The sequence below is a fragment of the Pseudomonas sp. XS1P51 genome, assembly GCF_054897845.1.
The window spans coordinates 2,645,138-2,660,465 of record NZ_CM142707.1; the positions used below are offsets into that span (position 1 = coordinate 2,645,138).

Sequence of the window (15,328 nt, forward strand, 5' to 3'; positions counted from 1 at the left end):
ATGCCTGCTATCCCTATGGAGCATGGTCTGGCGGTCGCCGGCATCCTGTTCTGCCTCGGTCTGGTCGGCCTGATGGTCCGGCGCAACATTCTCTTCGTGCTGATGAGCCTGGAGGTCATGATGAATGCCTCCGCACTGGCGTTCATCGTTGCCGGTAGCCGCTGGGCGCAACCGGATGGACAGATCATGTTCATCCTGGTGATCAGCCTCGCAGCCGCCGAGGCCAGTATTGGCCTGGCGATTCTGTTGCAGCTGTATCGCCGCTTCCACACTCTCGATATCGACGCTGCCAGCGAGATGCGCGGATGAATCTTCTCTATCTGACTTTCGTATTCCCTCTCATTGGTTTCCTGCTGCTGTCGTTCTCCCGTGGACGCCTCTCGGAAAACCTTTCGGCGCTGATCGGCGTCGGCTCCATCGGCCTGTCGGCCATCGTCACGGCTTATGTGATCTGGCAGTTCAACGTTGCGCCACCTGAAGGCGGTCACTACACCCAGGTGTTGTGGCAGTGGATGGCGGTGGAAGGCTTCACGCCGAACTTCGCGCTGTACCTGGATGGTCTGTCCCTGACCATGCTCGGTGTGGTGGTCGGCGTCGGCTTCCTGATCCACCTGTTCGCCTCCTGGTACATGCGCGGTGAAGCCGGTTACTCGCGCTTCTTTGCCTACACCAACCTGTTTATCGCCAGCATGCTGTTCCTGGTGCTGGGCGATAACCTGTTGTTCCTGTACTTCGGTTGGGAAGGCGTGGGTCTGTGCTCGTACCTGTTGATCGGTTTCTACTACAGCAACCGCAACAACGGTAACGCGGCACTGAAAGCCTTCATCGTCACCCGTATCGGCGACGTGTTCATGGCCATCGGCCTGTTCATCCTGTTCCAACAGTTGGGCACGCTGAACATCCAGGAACTGCTGGTGAAGGCGCCTGAGCACTTCAAGGTCGGCGACTTCTGGATCGTGGTCGCGACCCTGATGCTGCTGGGCGGCGCTGTCGGTAAATCCGCGCAACTGCCGCTGCAAACCTGGCTGGCGGACGCGATGGCTGGTCCTACCCCGGTTTCGGCACTGATCCACGCCGCAACCATGGTAACCGCCGGTGTCTACCTGATCGCCCGTACTCACGGCCTGTTTGCCCTGGCGCCGGATATCCTGCACCTGGTCGGCGTCGTTGGCGGCGTGACCCTGGTACTGGCAGGTTTTGCCGCACTGGTTCAGACCGACATCAAACGTATCCTCGCCTACTCGACCATGAGCCAGATCGGCTACATGTTCCTGGCCCTGGGCGTTGGCGCGTGGGATGGCGCGATCTTCCACCTGATGACCCACGCCTTCTTCAAGGCCCTGCTGTTCCTTGCGTCCGGTGCGGTGATCGTTGCCTGCCACCACGAGCAGAACATCTTCAAGATGGGCGGCCTGTGGAAGAAACTGCCACTGGCCTACGCCAGCTTCATCGTCGGCGGCGCGGCCCTTTCGGCCCTGCCACTGGTGACTGCAGGCTTCTACTCCAAGGATGAAATCCTCTGGGAAGCGTTTGCCAGCGGCAACCACGGTCTGCTCTATGCAGGTCTGGTCGGCGCCTTCATGACTTCGCTGTATACCTTCCGCCTGATCTTCATCGCGTTCCACGGTGAAGCGAAGACCGAAGCGCACGCCGGCCACGGTATCGCTCACTGGTTGCCGCTGTCGGTGCTGATCGTGCTGTCGACCTTCGTCGGCGCCATGATCGTTCCGCCACTGCACGGTGTGCTGCCGGAAAGCGTCGGCCATGCCGGCGGCGAAGCCAAGCACAGCCTGGAAATCGCCTCGGGTGCCATTGCCCTGGCCGGTATCCTGCTGGCCGCCTTGCTGTTCCTCGGCAAGCGTCGTTTCGTCACTGCAATCGCCAACAGCGGCATCGGCCGCTTCCTTTCGGCCTGGTGGTTCGCTGCCTGGGGCTTCGACTGGATCTACGACAAACTGTTCGTCAAGCCCTACCTTGCGATCAGCCACGGACTGCGCAAAGACCCGCTCGACCAGACCATCGGTCTGATCCCGCGTATGGCCAAAGGCGGTCACTCCGCCCTGAGCCGTACCGAAACCGGTCAACTGCGTTGGTACGCGGCCTCCATGGCTGCCGGCTCCGTGCTGGTCATCGGCGCCATCGTGCTGGTAGCGGTCTGATATGAACCTTGCGAACTTGCGAAAGGAATTGAGCCCGTCATGATTCTGCCTTGGCTAATCCTGATCCCCTTCATCGGCGGCCTGCTGTGCTGGATGGGTGAGCGCTTCGGCGCTACCCTCCCCCGCTGGATTGCGCTGTTGACCATGACCCTGGAACTCGCTCTCGGCCTCTGGCTGTGGGCCCATGGTGACTATTCATTTGCACCGGCGCCTGGCGCCGATCCGACCTGGGTGATTGAGTTCAAACACGTCTGGATCCAGCGCTTCGGCATCAATGTGCACCTGGCCCTCGACGGCCTGTCGCTGTTGATGATCCTGCTGACCGGTCTGCTGGGTGTCCTCTCGGTACTCTGCTCGTGGAAAGAGATCCAGCGTCACGTTGGCTTCTTCCACCTGAACCTGATGTGGATCCTGGGCGGTGTCATCGGCGTGTTTCTCGCCCTCGACCTGTTCATGTTCTTCTTCTTCTGGGAAATGATGCTGGTGCCGATGTATTTCCTCATCGCGCTCTGGGGTCACAGTTCTTCGGACGGCAAGAAAACCCGGATCTACGCGGCAACCAAGTTCTTCATCTTCACTCAGGCTTCCGGCCTGATCATGCTGGTGGCGATCCTGGGCCTGGTCCTGGTCAACTTCAACGAAACCGGCGTGATCACGTTCAACTACGCCGACCTGTTGAACACCAAGATGTCGCTGACCACCGAGTACATCCTGATGCTCGGCTTCTTCATCGCCTTCGCGGTGAAGCTGCCGGTGGTGCCGTTCCACTCCTGGTTGCCTGACGCTCACGCCCAGGCGCCGACTGCGGGTTCCGTCGACCTGGCCGGTATCTTGTTGAAGACAGCTGCCTACGGTCTGCTGCGTTTCGCCCTGCCGCTGTTCCCGAATGCCTCGGCCGAGTTCGCGCCGATCGCCATGACCCTGGGTCTGATCGGGATCTTCTACGGTGCGTTCCTGGCCTTCGCACAAACCGACATCAAGCGTCTGATCGCCTTCTCGTCCGTTTCCCACATGGGCTTCGTCCTGATCGGCATCTACTCCGGCAGCCAACTGGCGCTGCAGGGTGCGGTGATGCAGATGCTGGCGCACGGTCTGTCGGCCGCGGCACTCTTTATCCTCAGTGGTCAGCTGTACGAGCGCACCCATACCCGCGACATGCGTGAAATGGGTGGCCTGTGGTCGAAGATCGCTTACCTGCCGGCCCTCAGCCTGTTCTTCGCCGCCGCGTCACTGGGCCTGCCGGGTACCGGTAACTTCGTCGGTGAGTTCCTGATCCTGATCGGCACGTTCGCCGCTGCGCCATGGGTCACGATCATCGCGACGTCCGGCCTGGTGCTCGGTTCGGTCTACTCGCTGATCATGATCCACCGTGCCTACTTCGGCCCGTCCAAATCGGACGCGGTCCTGCATGGCATGGACGGTCGCGAACTGATCATGGTGGTCGGGCTTGCGGCGCTGCTGATCTACATCGGCGTGTACCCGCAACCGTTCCTCGATACCTCTGCCGCTACGATGCATGGCGTGCAGCAATGGCTCGGCACCGCCTTCACTCAACTCGCTTCGGCCCGGTAAGAGCGCTATGGAATTCACGACTCAACACTTTATCGCGCTTGCGCCGTTGTTGATCACCAGCGCCACGATCATCGTGGTGATGCTGGCGATCGCCTGGCGCCGCAACCACTCACAGACCTTCCTGCTGTCCGTGGCGGGTCTGAACCTGGCTTTGCTGTCGATCCTCCCGGCCCTGAAAGTCGCGCCTCTGGCCGTGACACCGTTGCTGCAGATCGACACCTTCGCTTGCCTGTACATGGCGCTGATCCTGGTCGCCACCCTCGCTTGTGTGACCCTCGCCCACGCCTACCTCGGCGATGGCGGTTCGGGTTACCCGGGCAACCGTGAAGAACTGTACCTGCTGATCCTGATGGCCGCCGCCGGTGGCCTGGTTCTGGTCAGCGCGCAGCACCTGGCCGGCTTGTTCATCGGCCTGGAACTGCTGTCGGTGCCGGTCTACGGTCTGGTGGCTTACGCCTTCTTCAACAAGCGTTCGCTGGAAGCCGGTATCAAGTACATGGTGCTGTCGGCCGCCGGCTCTGCGTTCCTGTTGTTCGGCATGGCCCTGCTCTACGCCGATTCCGGCAGCCTGAGCTTCGTCGGTATCGGCCAGGCCCTGGCGGCTACTGGTCTGCCAAGCTCGCTGGCGCAACTGGGCCTGGGCATGATGCTGATCGGCCTGGCGTTCAAGCTGTCGCTGGTACCGTTCCACCTCTGGACCCCGGACGTTTACGAAGGTGCTCCGGCACCGGTGGCCGCGTTCCTGGCCACCGCTTCGAAAGTCGCCGTGTTCGCGGTGATGGTGCGTCTGTTCCAGATCTCGCCTGCGGCGAGCAGCGGTGTGCTGAGCGACGTGCTGACCATCATCGCCATCGCGTCGATCCTGTTCGGTAACCTGCTGGCACTGACCCAGAGCAACCTCAAGCGTCTGCTGGGTTACTCGTCCATCGCGCACTTCGGTTACCTGTTGATCGCCCTGGTGGCGAGCAAGGGTCTGGCCGTGGAAGCCATCGGCGTGTACCTGGTCACCTACGTGATCACCAGCCTCGGCGCTTTCGGCGTAATCACCCTGATGTCCTCGCCGTACAACGGCCGTGACGCGGATGCCCTGTACGAATACCGAGGCCTGTTCTGGCGCCGTCCGTACCTGACCGCGGTAATGACCGTAATGATGCTGTCCCTGGCCGGCATCCCGCTGACCGCGGGCTTCATCGGCAAGTTCTACATCATCGCTACCGGTGTCGAGTCGCACCAATGGTGGCTGGTCGGTTCCCTGGTACTGGGCAGCGCCATCGGCGTCTTCTACTACCTGCGCGTCATGGTCACCCTGTACCTGATCGAACCGAACCTGCGTCGTCACGATGCACAACTGCACTGGGAACAAAAGGCAGGCGGCGTGATGCTGCTGGCCATCGCCGCACTGGCGTTCTTCCTTGGGCTGTATCCACAGCCGTTGCTGAACCTGGTTCAACAATCGGGGTTGGCGGGTTGACCGCTTAGCGGTACTTGGCAGCAAACAGAAACGGCACCTTCGGGTGCCGTTTTTGTGTTTGGGGTTTCAAGATCAAAAGATCGCAGCCTTCGGCAGCTCCTACATTTGGATGGGGTCCATCTGTAGGAGCTGCCGAAGGCTGCGATCTTTTGATCTTCATAGGGTATTCGCGAGCAAGCTCGCTCCCACAGTGGATCTCCTGTGAACACACCACTTGTGAATGTCTGCGATTAATTGTGGAAGCGAGCCTGCTCGCGAAAGCGGTGGAACAGACACAAACAAAAACGGCACCTTTCGGTGCCGTTCGCATTTCACAACCTCAGCAGTTTATTTACGCGCCGCCTCCCACGATTTCAGCAGTTCGGCATAGCTCACGGTTTCACCCTTAGGCTTCTCGTTCGCCAGTTTCGGTTTCGGTGCACCCGGCTGGTCAAACCAGTATTGCGCATCGCGCTCGGGGTTCATTTTCGGTGCGCAGGTGGCTTGGGCTTTCGAGCGCTCCAGACGGGTCATGATCGCGTCCTGATCCTTGGCCAGACCGTCCAGTGCCTGTTGCGGGGTTTTCTCGCCGCTGGCGGCTTCGGCGATGTGGCTCCACCACAGTTGCGCCAGACGCGGATAGTCCGGCACGTTGGTCCCGGTCGGGGTCCATTGCACACGGGCCGGGCTGCGGTAGAACTCCACCAGGCCGCCGAGTTTCGGTGCCAGGTCGGTCATGGCTTGCGAGTTGATGTCCGACTCACGGATTGGTGTCAGGCCGACAATGGTTTTCTTCAGCGAAACGGTTTTCGACGTCACAAACTGCGCATAGAGCCAGGCTGCGAGTTTCTGTTTCTCAGGCGTGGACTTCATGAACGTCCAGGAACCCACGTCCTGATAACCCAGCTTCATGCCCTCTTCCCAGTACGGCCCGCGTGGTGATGGCGCCATGCGCCATTTCGGCGTGCCATCGGCGTTCATCACCGCCAGACCCGGTTTGGTCATGTCGGCGGTGAACGCGGTGTACCAGAAGATCTGCTGGGCGATGTTGCCCTGGGACGGCACCGGACCGGATTCGGAGAAGGTCATGCCCGCCGCTTCCGGTGGTGCGTATTTTTTCAACCAATCCACGTATTTGGTGGTGGCAAACACTGCCGCCGGGCCGTTGGTGTCGCCGCCGCGGGTCACGCTGGAACCGACCGGATGGCAGTCCTCGACGCGGATGCCCCACTCGTCCACCGGCAAGCCGTTGGGAATGCCCTTGTCGCCGCCACCGGCCATCGAGAACCAGGCATCGGTGAAGCGCCAGCCCAGCGACGGGTCTTTCTTGCCGTAATCCATGTGCCCGTAAACGCGCTTGCCGTCGATTTCCTTGACGTCTTCGGTGAAAAACTTGGCGATGTCTTCATAGGCCGACCAGTTCACCGGCACGCCCAACTCATAACCGTACTTTTCTTTGAATTTTGCTTTCAGGTCCGCCCGCTCGAACCAGTCGGCGCGGAACCAGTAGAGGTTGGCGAACTGTTGGTCAGGCAATTGATAGATCTTGCCGTCCGGCGCGGTGGTGAACGAGATACCGATGAAATCCTTGATGTCCAGGGTCGGCGAGGTGAAGTTCTTGCCCTCGTTGGCCATCAGGTCGGTGATCGACTCGGTCTTGCCATAGCGAAAGTGCGTACCGATCAGGTCCGAGTCGTTGACCCAGCCGTCATAGATGTTCTTGTCCGATTGCATCTGGGTCTGCAGCTTTTCCACCACGTCGCCTTCCTGCAGCAGATCGTGGGTCAGCTTGATCCCGGTGATCTCGGTAAAGGCTTTGGCCAGCGTTTTGGATTCATATTCGTGGGTGGCGATGGTTTCCGATACCACCTTGATGCTCATCCCGCGAAACGGCTCCGCCGCCTTGATGAACCACTTCAGCTCTTCGAGTTGTTGATCGGCCGTCAATGTGGACGGTTTGAATTCGCTGCCAATCCATTTCTTGGCAGCGTCTTCATAGGCATCGGCCCAGGCCGCAGCGCTCAACCCGCTGAGTGCCACCATGACTGCCAATGAAACGCTATGTCGCAGCTTATTGTTTTTGTCGAACATAGAGACCTCCTGTTTGGGTTTCGGAGCAACATTGCCGATCGATTTCGACTAGCCCCAACGCATCACAGCCAACAGCCACACCAGGGACAACGCGAACGCCACCCAGATGCTCCAGTCGGTGACGCCGATTACCAGCAAATGCAGGTAGGCGCTGCCGAGAAGACCGATAAACAGCCGATCGCCACGGGTGGTGGCAATCGGCAAAAAACCACGCCGTGGGACACTCGGCGAACGCAGTTCCCAGGTCGTCATGCCCACCAGGATCAAGGCAATGACGGTGAAGAACGCCGCCGTGGGGCCGGTCCAACTCATCCATTCCATCATCAATTCCTCAAACCCGGCCCAGGGCAAAGCCCTTGGCCACGTGGTTGCGAACAAACCAGATCACCAGCATGCCCGGCAGGATGGTCAACACCCCCGCCGCCGCGAGCACGCCCCAGTCGATGCCGGACGCCGAGACCGTTCGGGTCATCACCGCCGCGATGGGCTTGGCGTTCACCGACGTCAGGGTGCGCGCCAGCAGCAATTCAACCCAGGAGAACATGAAGCAGAAGAACGCCGTGACACCGATCCCGGAACCGATCAACGGGACGAAAATCTTCACGAAGAACTTGGGAAAACTGTAGCCGTCGATGTAGGCGGTTTCGTCGATCTCCTTCGGAACACCCGACATGAAGCCTTCGAGGATCCACACCGCCAACGGCACGTTGAACAGGCAGTGAGCCAGTGCCACCGCGATGTGCGTGTCGAACAGACCGATCGAGGAATACAGCTGGAAGAACGGCAGCAAAAACACCGCCGGCGGCGCCATGCGGTTGGTCAAAAGCCAGAAGAACAAGTGCTTGTCGCCGAGGAAACGATAGCGTGAAAACGCATACGCCGCCGGCAACGCCACGCTCAGGGAAATCACCGTGTTCAGGCTCACGTAATACAGCGAGTTGAGGTAACCGGTGTACCAGGCCGGATCGGTGAAGATCACCTTGTAGTTGGCAAAGGTGAAATCCTGGGGAAACAGCGTCAACCCGCCGAGGATTTCGGTGTTGCTCTTGAAGGACATGTTCAGCAGCCAGTAGATCGGCACCAGCAGGAACAGGATGTAGATCAGCAACGGAATGAGCTTTCTTTTACTCATGGCAGACCTCAGCGGTTGGCATCAGAGTGAGTCATGGCGGTGTAGAACAGCCAGGACACCAACAGGATGATCAGGAAGTACACCAGCGAGAAAGCCGCCGCCGGGCCGAGGTCGAATTGCCCGATGGCCATCTGCGTCAGGGTCTGACTGAGGAAGGTCGTGGCATTCCCCGGACCGCCACCGGTCAGCACGAACGGCTCGGTGTAGATCATGAAACTGTCCATGAAGCGCAGCATCACCGCGATCAACAACACACTCTTGAGCTTGGGCAACTGGATGTGTCGGAAAACCGCCCAGGCCGATGCCCGATCAATCCGCGCTGCCTGGTAGTACACGTCCGGAATCGCCCGCAGACCGGAGAAACACAGCAACGCCACCAGCGACGTCCAGTGCCAGACGTCCATCACCAACACGGTGACCCAGGCGTCCATGGTGTTCGCCGCATAGTTATAGCTGATGCCCATGGCATTGAGGGTCGAACCGAGCAGGCCGATATCCGCCCGGCCGAAGATCTGCCAGATCGTCCCGACCACATTCCACGGGATCAGCAGCGGAATCGCCAGAATGATCAGCACCAGCGACGACCAGCGCCCCTTGGTCGGCATGGTCAGGGCGATGGCGATGCCCAGCGGGATCTCGATCAACAGCACACACCCGGAGTAGATGAACTGGCGCAGCAGCGAGTCGTGCAAGCGTGGGTCGAGCAGCACCTGCCTGTACCAGTCGGCACCGACAAAATAACGGCTGGACTGGTCGAAGATGTCCTGCACCGAGTAGTTGACCACGGTCATCATCGGGATCACCGCACTGAACGCCACCAGCAAAAACACCGGCAACACCAGCCACCAGGCCTTGTTGTTCTGCACCTTGTTCATGGCTGCACCTCCAGGAGGTAATCGTCGGCATAAACCATCAACCACTGTACCGGGAAGCTGATGTGGGCGATGCCCTCAGGCACTGGCTTATCTTCGGCCAGGCGCACTTTCAGCGGCGCGCCGTCGAGGTTCAGGGTCATGATCTTGTAAGTGCCGAGGTCTTCGACGTGTACGACCTGTGCCTGCATCGCGTCATCGAACGGCTCGTCCCACACGTGGACGAACTCCGGACGGATACCGACCTTCAGGGTTTTCCAGTCGGCTTCGGCGATGCGTTTCTGCATTGCGTCGGACAATGGCAAATGGGTCGAAGCAAACCCCACACCCCCCGGTTGCGGCTGCACCTCGATCAGGTTCATCCCCGGGCTGCCGATGAAATAACCGACAAAGGTGTGGCTCGGGCGCTCGAACAATTCCCGTGGTGTGCCGAACTGCACGATCTGCCCGCCGTACATCACCGCGATCTTGTCGGCGAAGGTCGAGGCTTCCAGTTGATCGTGGGTGACGTAGACCATGGTGATGTTGAACTGCTCATGGATCTGTTTGAGCTTGCGTCGCAGTTTCCATTTCAGGTGCGGGTCGATCACCGTCAGCGGTTCATCGAACAGGATCGCCGAAACGTCATCGCGCACCAGCCCCCGGCCCATCGAGACCTTCTGCTTTTCATCGGCGGTGAGGTTGCGGGCCTTCTTGCTCAGCAGCGCCTGGAGGTCGAGGACTTCGGCAATTTCCTGCACCTTGCTGTGAATTTTCGCCTCGGCCATGCCCTGATTGCGCAACGGGAAGGCCAGGTTGTCGAACACCGTCATGGTGTCGTAGACCACCGGAAACTGGAAAACCTGGGCGATATTGCGCTTTTCCGGGGTCAGTTCGTTGACCACTTTACTGTCGAACAGCACCTGGCCCTGGGACGGGCTGAGCAGGCCGGAAATGATGTTGAGCAAGGTCGACTTGCCGCAGCCCGACGGCCCGAGCAAGGCGTAGGCGCCACCCTGCTCCCAGACGTGGTCCATCTCGCGGATGGCGTAATCCTCAGGGCCGGTCGGCGTGCTGGTGTAACTGTGGGCGAGGTTCTGCAAGCGGATTTCAGCCATCAGGCAACCCTCGCGACGCGGCGACCGGGCGCCTGGACCAGCCGCCCCTGCGCATCGAACACAAACAGTTTATGGGTCGGGATATAGATGCGAATCGGCGCATCGACGTCGTACTCGTGCACGCCGGGCAAATGCAGCACCAACAGGAAATGCTCGTTGCGCACGTGCAGGAAGGTTTCCGAACCGCTGATCTCCGCGACTTCGACGGTCACCGCCAGTTCCAGGTCATCATCGTTGCTCGGCACCAGCGAAATGTGGCTGGGCCGCACACCGAAGCGGAACTCGCCCTCGCCCACCGGGCGCAGATCCACGTTCAACGGGAAGTGCACGAAATTGGCGAAACTCACTTCGTTGCCGGCGATACGACCCGGCATCAGGTTGATCGGCGGCTCGGAGAACAGCTCCGCCGCCAAAACGGTTTGCGGCTGGTGATAAACCTCGGAAGACTTGCCGCTCTGAATGACCCGGCCTTCGTGAAGAATGGTCGTGGTACCGCCCAGGGCCAGGGCTTCGTTGGGTTCGGTGGTCGCGTAAATGGCAATGGTGTGGCGAGCCTTGAACAGTTCGCGCATTTCCTGGCGCAGCTCTTCGCGCAGCTTGTAGTCGAGGTTCACCAACGGTTCGTCGAACAGAATCAGTTCGGCATCCTTGACCAGTGCCCGGGCCATCGCCGTGCGCTGTTGCTGGCCGCCGGAGAGTTCGAGGGGATGACGCTGGAGGAATTTCTCGATGCGCAGCATTTTCGCGGTTTCCAGCACTTTGCTCTGGATCAACTCATTGGAAACGCCGCCCTGGCGCAGGGGCGAAGCAATGTTCTCGAATACGGTCATGGTCGGGTAGTTGATGAACTGTTGATACACCATCGAGACGTTGCGCAAGCGCACCGGGCGCTGGGTCACATCGACGCCATTCATCAGGATGCGGCCGCTGTCGGGCTTGTCCAGGCCGGCCATCAGGCGCATGAGACTGGTTTTGCCGGACAGGGTGCGCCCGAGCAAAACGTTGAAGGATCCGGGTTCGAAACTAAGGCACGCATCGTCGATCCAGGTCTGGCCCTCGACGGTGCGGCTGACATGCTCCAGGGTTAATGACATGGCTCGGCCTTTTTATTATTTGGAGTCAAGCGACCTGAGCGGTAGAGCGACTTTCGTGCCAGAAATGGCAAGCCGTTGATCCGACTGAAAAATCCTTCAAAAGGAGAAAAAACAGCGTTCGTTGCTGAACAGAAATGAACAACCGCGATTGAACAATTGAACAATTCGCCGGTTGACAATGAACAATAGTGAACAACACTCTACAGATGCTTTTTGCCTCACCTGCCGCGATTTACGTGGTCACTGTAGGAGCTGCCGAAGGCTGCGATCTTTTGATCTTCGGCACCTTTATTGACGCTAAAGATCAAAAGATCGCAGCCTTCGGCAGCTCCTACGGTATTGTTTTCGGCGCGATATCCGCGGCGTGCTGACGTTATGCAAAACCATAAAAACAATAAAAGCTTGCTCAGAGATCGACTGCCATGGCCGAACCTGCATCAAAGCTCTCCCACGATGCCATCATCCAGGACTCCTGGTCCCGTTGCCGCGCGTTCGGCCTTGATCATCAAAGCGCCCCGGCGTTCGATCAGCTGCCGGCCGAGGGCATCGCCCGATTGCTGGAGAGCCAGCATTCACTGGTGCAGACCACCCACCAGGAAGTCCTGCCGTATTACGAGAACATCCTGAGCAACTCCAATTGCCTGATCATGCTCGCCGACAATCAGGGCCAGGTGCTGACGTCGTGGGGCACCCAGCGTTTTATTGAGCCAAGCCTGACCCGTGGGTTCAGCGCCGGTGCCAGCTGGATGGAGCGTTGCAGCGGCACCAACGCCATCGGCACCGCGCTGGCCTGCGAGCAAGCGGTGCACATCGAGCACGATGAACATTTCCTCAAGGCCAACCGTTTCATGACCGGTTCCGCCGCGCCGATTTTCGATGCCGAACGCAAGGTGATCGCGGTGCTGGATGTGTCCAGCGACAGCTACCTGCCGCCGTCCCACACCCTCGGCATGGTCAAGATGATGAGCCAGACCGTGGAAAACCGGCTGATCCTCAACCTCTTTCATGGCCAGCATTTCCAGCTGACCTTCAACACCGGACTGAACAACCTCGACAGCCAATGGGCCGGGCTGTTGATTTTCGACGAGACCGGTCAGGTATTGTCCGCCAACCGTCGCGCCGACAACCTGCTGGGCATCAGCCTGTCGCGGGTCAGCATCGAAAGCCTGTTCAAGGTCTCGCTGCTGGAACTGCTGAACCAGCCGGATGGCCTGCCGTTTGCCCTGCAAGCGTCCGGACGCAACCGCTTTCAATGTTTGTTGAAACGGCCGAAACAGGTGCCGATTCAGGCGCGGCTATTCTCTGAAACAAAGAGTGCTGAACCCAATAGCACCGAACCCACCGTGGTGGCACCGGCAGCGATCAGCCTTAACACCCTGCATTTCGGTGACAGCCGCGTGGAAAAAGCCGTGCGCCAGGCCGAGCGTTTGCTGGAGAAAGACATTCCGCTGTTGATCCACGGGGAAACCGGGGTCGGCAAGGAAGTCTTCGTCAAAGCCCTGCATCAAGCCAGCTCCCGAAGCAAACAACCGTTCATTGCCGTCAACTGTGCAGCGATCCCCGCCGAACTGGTGGAATCCGAGCTGTTTGGCTACGAGAAAGGCGCGTTCACCGGGGCCAACCAGAAAGGCAGCATCGGGCTGATCCGCAAGGCTGACAAAGGCACGCTGTTCCTTGATGAAATCGGCGACATGCCGCTGCCGACACAGGCCCGGCTGCTGCGCGTGTTGCAGGAGCGGTGCGTGCAACCGGTGGGCAGCAGCGAGTTGTTCCCGGTGGATATCCGGATTATTTCAGCGACCAACCGCTCGTTGCGTGAGCAGGTTCAACTCGGGCGGTTTCGGGAAGACCTCTATTACCGCATTGGCGGCTTGACCCTGGAGCTGCCGCCGTTAAGAGAACGCAGTGATAAAGAGGCTCTGTTCAAGCGCCTGTGGGAGCAACACCGCGAACCGAGTCAGTGGGCCGGCCTGAGCCGGGAAGTGCTGGAGTTGTTCAGCCGTCATCCGTGGCCGGGGAATTTAAGGCAGGTCAGCAGCGTGATGCAGGTGGCACTGGCCATGGCCGAAGAGCAACCGGTGCGGCCGGAGCATTTGCCGGATGATTTTTTTGTGGATATGGAGATGGAGCCGGTGGATACGGCAGAGCCGCTGGCGGTGGATTTGAATGATGCCGAGGACTTGAATCGGCAGTTGCAGGCGGCTGGGGGGAATATCTCCCATTTGGCCCGCAGGCTTGGGGTAAGCCGCAATACCCTTTACAAGCGATTGCGCCAGTCGGAAAGTTAACGGCAAAGATCAAAAGATCGCAGCCTTCGGCAGCTCCTACAGGATTGTATTCGCCCACAATGGCACGGTTGGATTCGGGCCTGTGTAGGAGCTGCCGAAGGCTGCGATCTTTTGATCTTCGAGCAAACAAACAAAAACCCGCACAAGGCGGGTTTTGTTTCACAGCCAATACGGCAATCAGTCAGCCAGACGCCAGGTCGTACCGCCCTTCCCGTCTTCCAGCACCACACCCATTGCAGTGAGCTGGTCGCGGATGCGGTCGGATTCGGCCCAGTCTTTACCCGCACGAGCCGCCAGACGCGCAGCAATCAGCGCGTCAACCTCAGCCGCATCGACACGCCCTTCAGCGCCGGCCTGCAGGAAGTCATCCGCTTCAAGCTGCAACACACCCAACACGCTGGCCAGTTCCTTCAAGCGCGCCGCCAGACCGGCCGCCGCATCGAGATCGCTCTCGCGCAGGCGGTTGATCTCGCGCACCATCTCGAACAGCACCGCACAGGCTTCCGGCGTACCGAAGTCGTCGTTCATCACCTGGGTGAAACGCTCGACAAAGGCTTCGCCACCGACCGGCGCCACGTTCGGCAGGCCTTTCAACGCATGGTAGAAACGCTCAAGTGCGCCCTTGGCGTCCTTGAGGTTGTCTTCCGAATAGTTGATGGCGCTGCGGTAATGGCTCGACACCAGCAGGTAACGCACGACTTCCGGGTGGTACTTGTCGAGCACATCGCGAATGGTGAAGAAGTTGTTCAAGGACTTGGACATCTTCTCGCCATTGATGCGAATCATGCCGCAATGCATCCACGCGTTGGCGTAGGTCTTGCCGGTGGCCGCTTCGCTCTGGGCGATTTCGTTTTCGTGGTGCGGGAACTCGAGGTCGCTGCCGCCGCCATGAATGTCGAACGTCTCGCCGAGGCAGCAGGTGGACATCACCGAGCACTCGATATGCCAGCCCGGACGACCGGCGCCCCATGGCGATTCCCAGCTCGGTTCACCCGGTTTGGCGGCTTTCCACAGCACGAAGTCCAGCGGGTCCTGTTTCGACTCGTCGACTTCGATCCGCGCGCCGATGCGCAGGTCTTCGATTTTCTTGCGCGACAGCTTGCCGTAGCCCATGAACTTGGCAACGCGGTAATACACGTCGCCATTGCCCGGGGCGTAGGCGTAACCCTTGTCGATCAGGGTCTGGATCATCGCGTGCATGCCGGCGATGTGCCCAGTGGCGCGCGGCTCCATGTCCGGCTTCTTGATGTTCAGGCGCGCTTCGTCTTCGTGCATCGCCGCGATCATGCGCTCGGTCAGCGCTTCGAACGACTCGCCGTTTTCACGGGCGCGATTGATGATCTTGTCGTCGATGTCGGTGATGTTGCGCACGTAGGTCAGGTCGTAACCGCTGAACCGCAACCAGCGGGTCACCAGGTCGAACGCGACCATGCTGCGGCCATGGCCCAGGTGGCAATAGTCGTACACGGTCATCCCGCAGACGTACATGCGCACCTTGTTGCCATCCAGCGGCTTGAAAACTTCTTTGCTCTTGGTGAGCGTGTTGTAGATCGTAAGCACGTTAAATCCCTTG

Annotated in this window: 13 protein-coding genes; 6 read left to right on the forward strand and 7 right to left on the reverse strand. The window is 59.6% G+C overall.

All coding sequences use genetic code 11. The features are described from left to right. The 4 genes from nuoK to nuoN are packed head-to-tail and all read left to right on the forward strand — an operon-like array spanning position 1 to position 5,202. Positions 1 to 309, forward strand: a complete 309-nt coding sequence (gene nuoK / locus ACYZUD_RS12270) for an NADH-quinone oxidoreductase subunit NuoK (RefSeq protein ID WP_007946416.1) — start codon at positions 1 to 3, stop codon at positions 307 to 309. Beyond that, positions 306 to 2,159: an NADH-quinone oxidoreductase subunit L gene (gene nuoL / locus ACYZUD_RS12275; protein ID WP_462024239.1), complete on the forward strand. Its 1,854-nt coding sequence runs from the start codon at positions 306 to 308 to the stop codon at positions 2,157 to 2,159. The genes nuoK and nuoL overlap by 4 nt, the downstream gene beginning before the upstream one ends. 39 nt (positions 2,160 to 2,198) lie before the next feature. Next, positions 2,199 to 3,731, forward strand: coding sequence for an NADH-quinone oxidoreductase subunit M (gene nuoM / locus ACYZUD_RS12280; RefSeq protein ID WP_462024240.1), 1,533 nt, complete (start codon positions 2,199 to 2,201; stop codon positions 3,729 to 3,731). Positions 3,732 to 3,738: 7 nt separating this feature from the next. Then, complete coding sequence (gene nuoN, locus ACYZUD_RS12285) at positions 3,739 to 5,202, forward strand: NADH-quinone oxidoreductase subunit NuoN (protein WP_462024241.1); 1,464 nt, start codon at positions 3,739 to 3,741, stop codon at positions 5,200 to 5,202. A 327-nt stretch (positions 5,203 to 5,529) separates the two neighbouring features. Here the strand turns inward: nuoN and ACYZUD_RS12290 are convergent, their stop codons facing one another. The 6 genes from ACYZUD_RS12290 to ACYZUD_RS12315 are packed head-to-tail and all read right to left on the reverse strand — an operon-like array spanning position 5,530 to position 11,467. Next, positions 5,530 to 7,272, reverse strand: a complete 1,743-nt coding sequence (locus ACYZUD_RS12290) for an ABC transporter substrate-binding protein (RefSeq protein ID WP_462024242.1) — start codon at positions 7,270 to 7,272, stop codon at positions 5,530 to 5,532. 48 nt (positions 7,273 to 7,320) lie between these two features. Further along, on the reverse strand, positions 7,321 to 7,593 hold the full coding sequence (locus tag ACYZUD_RS12295) for a DUF2160 domain-containing protein (RefSeq protein WP_462024243.1): 273 nt from the start codon (positions 7,591 to 7,593) through the stop codon (positions 7,321 to 7,323). Positions 7,594 to 7,603: 10 nt separating this feature from the next. After that, positions 7,604 to 8,404 (reverse strand): carbohydrate ABC transporter permease, encoded by an 801-nt coding sequence (locus ACYZUD_RS12300; RefSeq protein WP_461978699.1) that lies wholly within the window; start codon positions 8,402 to 8,404, stop codon positions 7,604 to 7,606. 8 nt (positions 8,405 to 8,412) lie between these two features. Then, a complete protein-coding gene (locus ACYZUD_RS12305) occupies positions 8,413 to 9,279 on the reverse strand; it encodes a carbohydrate ABC transporter permease (protein WP_462024244.1) in 867 nt (288 codons plus the stop codon). Then, positions 9,276 to 10,373, reverse strand: coding sequence for an ABC transporter ATP-binding protein (locus ACYZUD_RS12310; protein ID WP_462024245.1), 1,098 nt, complete (start codon positions 10,371 to 10,373; stop codon positions 9,276 to 9,278). Before ACYZUD_RS12310 ends, ACYZUD_RS12305 begins: the two co-directional genes overlap by 4 nt. Next, on the reverse strand, positions 10,373 to 11,467 hold the full coding sequence (locus ACYZUD_RS12315) for an ABC transporter ATP-binding protein (RefSeq protein WP_462024246.1): 1,095 nt from the start codon (positions 11,465 to 11,467) through the stop codon (positions 10,373 to 10,375). The genes ACYZUD_RS12310 and ACYZUD_RS12315 overlap by 1 nt, the downstream gene beginning before the upstream one ends. A 188-nt stretch (positions 11,468 to 11,655) precedes the next feature. On the opposite strand from ACYZUD_RS12315, the gene ACYZUD_RS12320 reads away from it, so the two are divergent. Beyond that, positions 11,656 to 11,838, forward strand: a complete 183-nt coding sequence (locus tag ACYZUD_RS12320) for a hypothetical protein (protein ID WP_462024247.1) — start codon at positions 11,656 to 11,658, stop codon at positions 11,836 to 11,838. Positions 11,839 to 11,889: 51 nt separating this feature from the next. Continuing rightward, positions 11,890 to 13,755 carry a sigma-54-dependent Fis family transcriptional regulator gene (locus ACYZUD_RS12325; protein ID WP_462024248.1) on the forward strand — a complete coding sequence of 622 codons (1,866 nt, stop codon included), beginning with the start codon at positions 11,890 to 11,892 and terminating at the stop codon, positions 13,753 to 13,755. 177 nt (positions 13,756 to 13,932) lie between these two features. On the opposite strand, the gene cysS is transcribed toward ACYZUD_RS12325, so the two are convergent. Then, a complete protein-coding gene (gene cysS / locus ACYZUD_RS12330; RefSeq protein ID WP_462024249.1) occupies positions 13,933 to 15,315 on the reverse strand; it encodes a cysteine--tRNA ligase in 1,383 nt (460 codons plus the stop codon). Between the last annotated feature and the right edge of the window lie 13 nt (positions 15,316 to 15,328).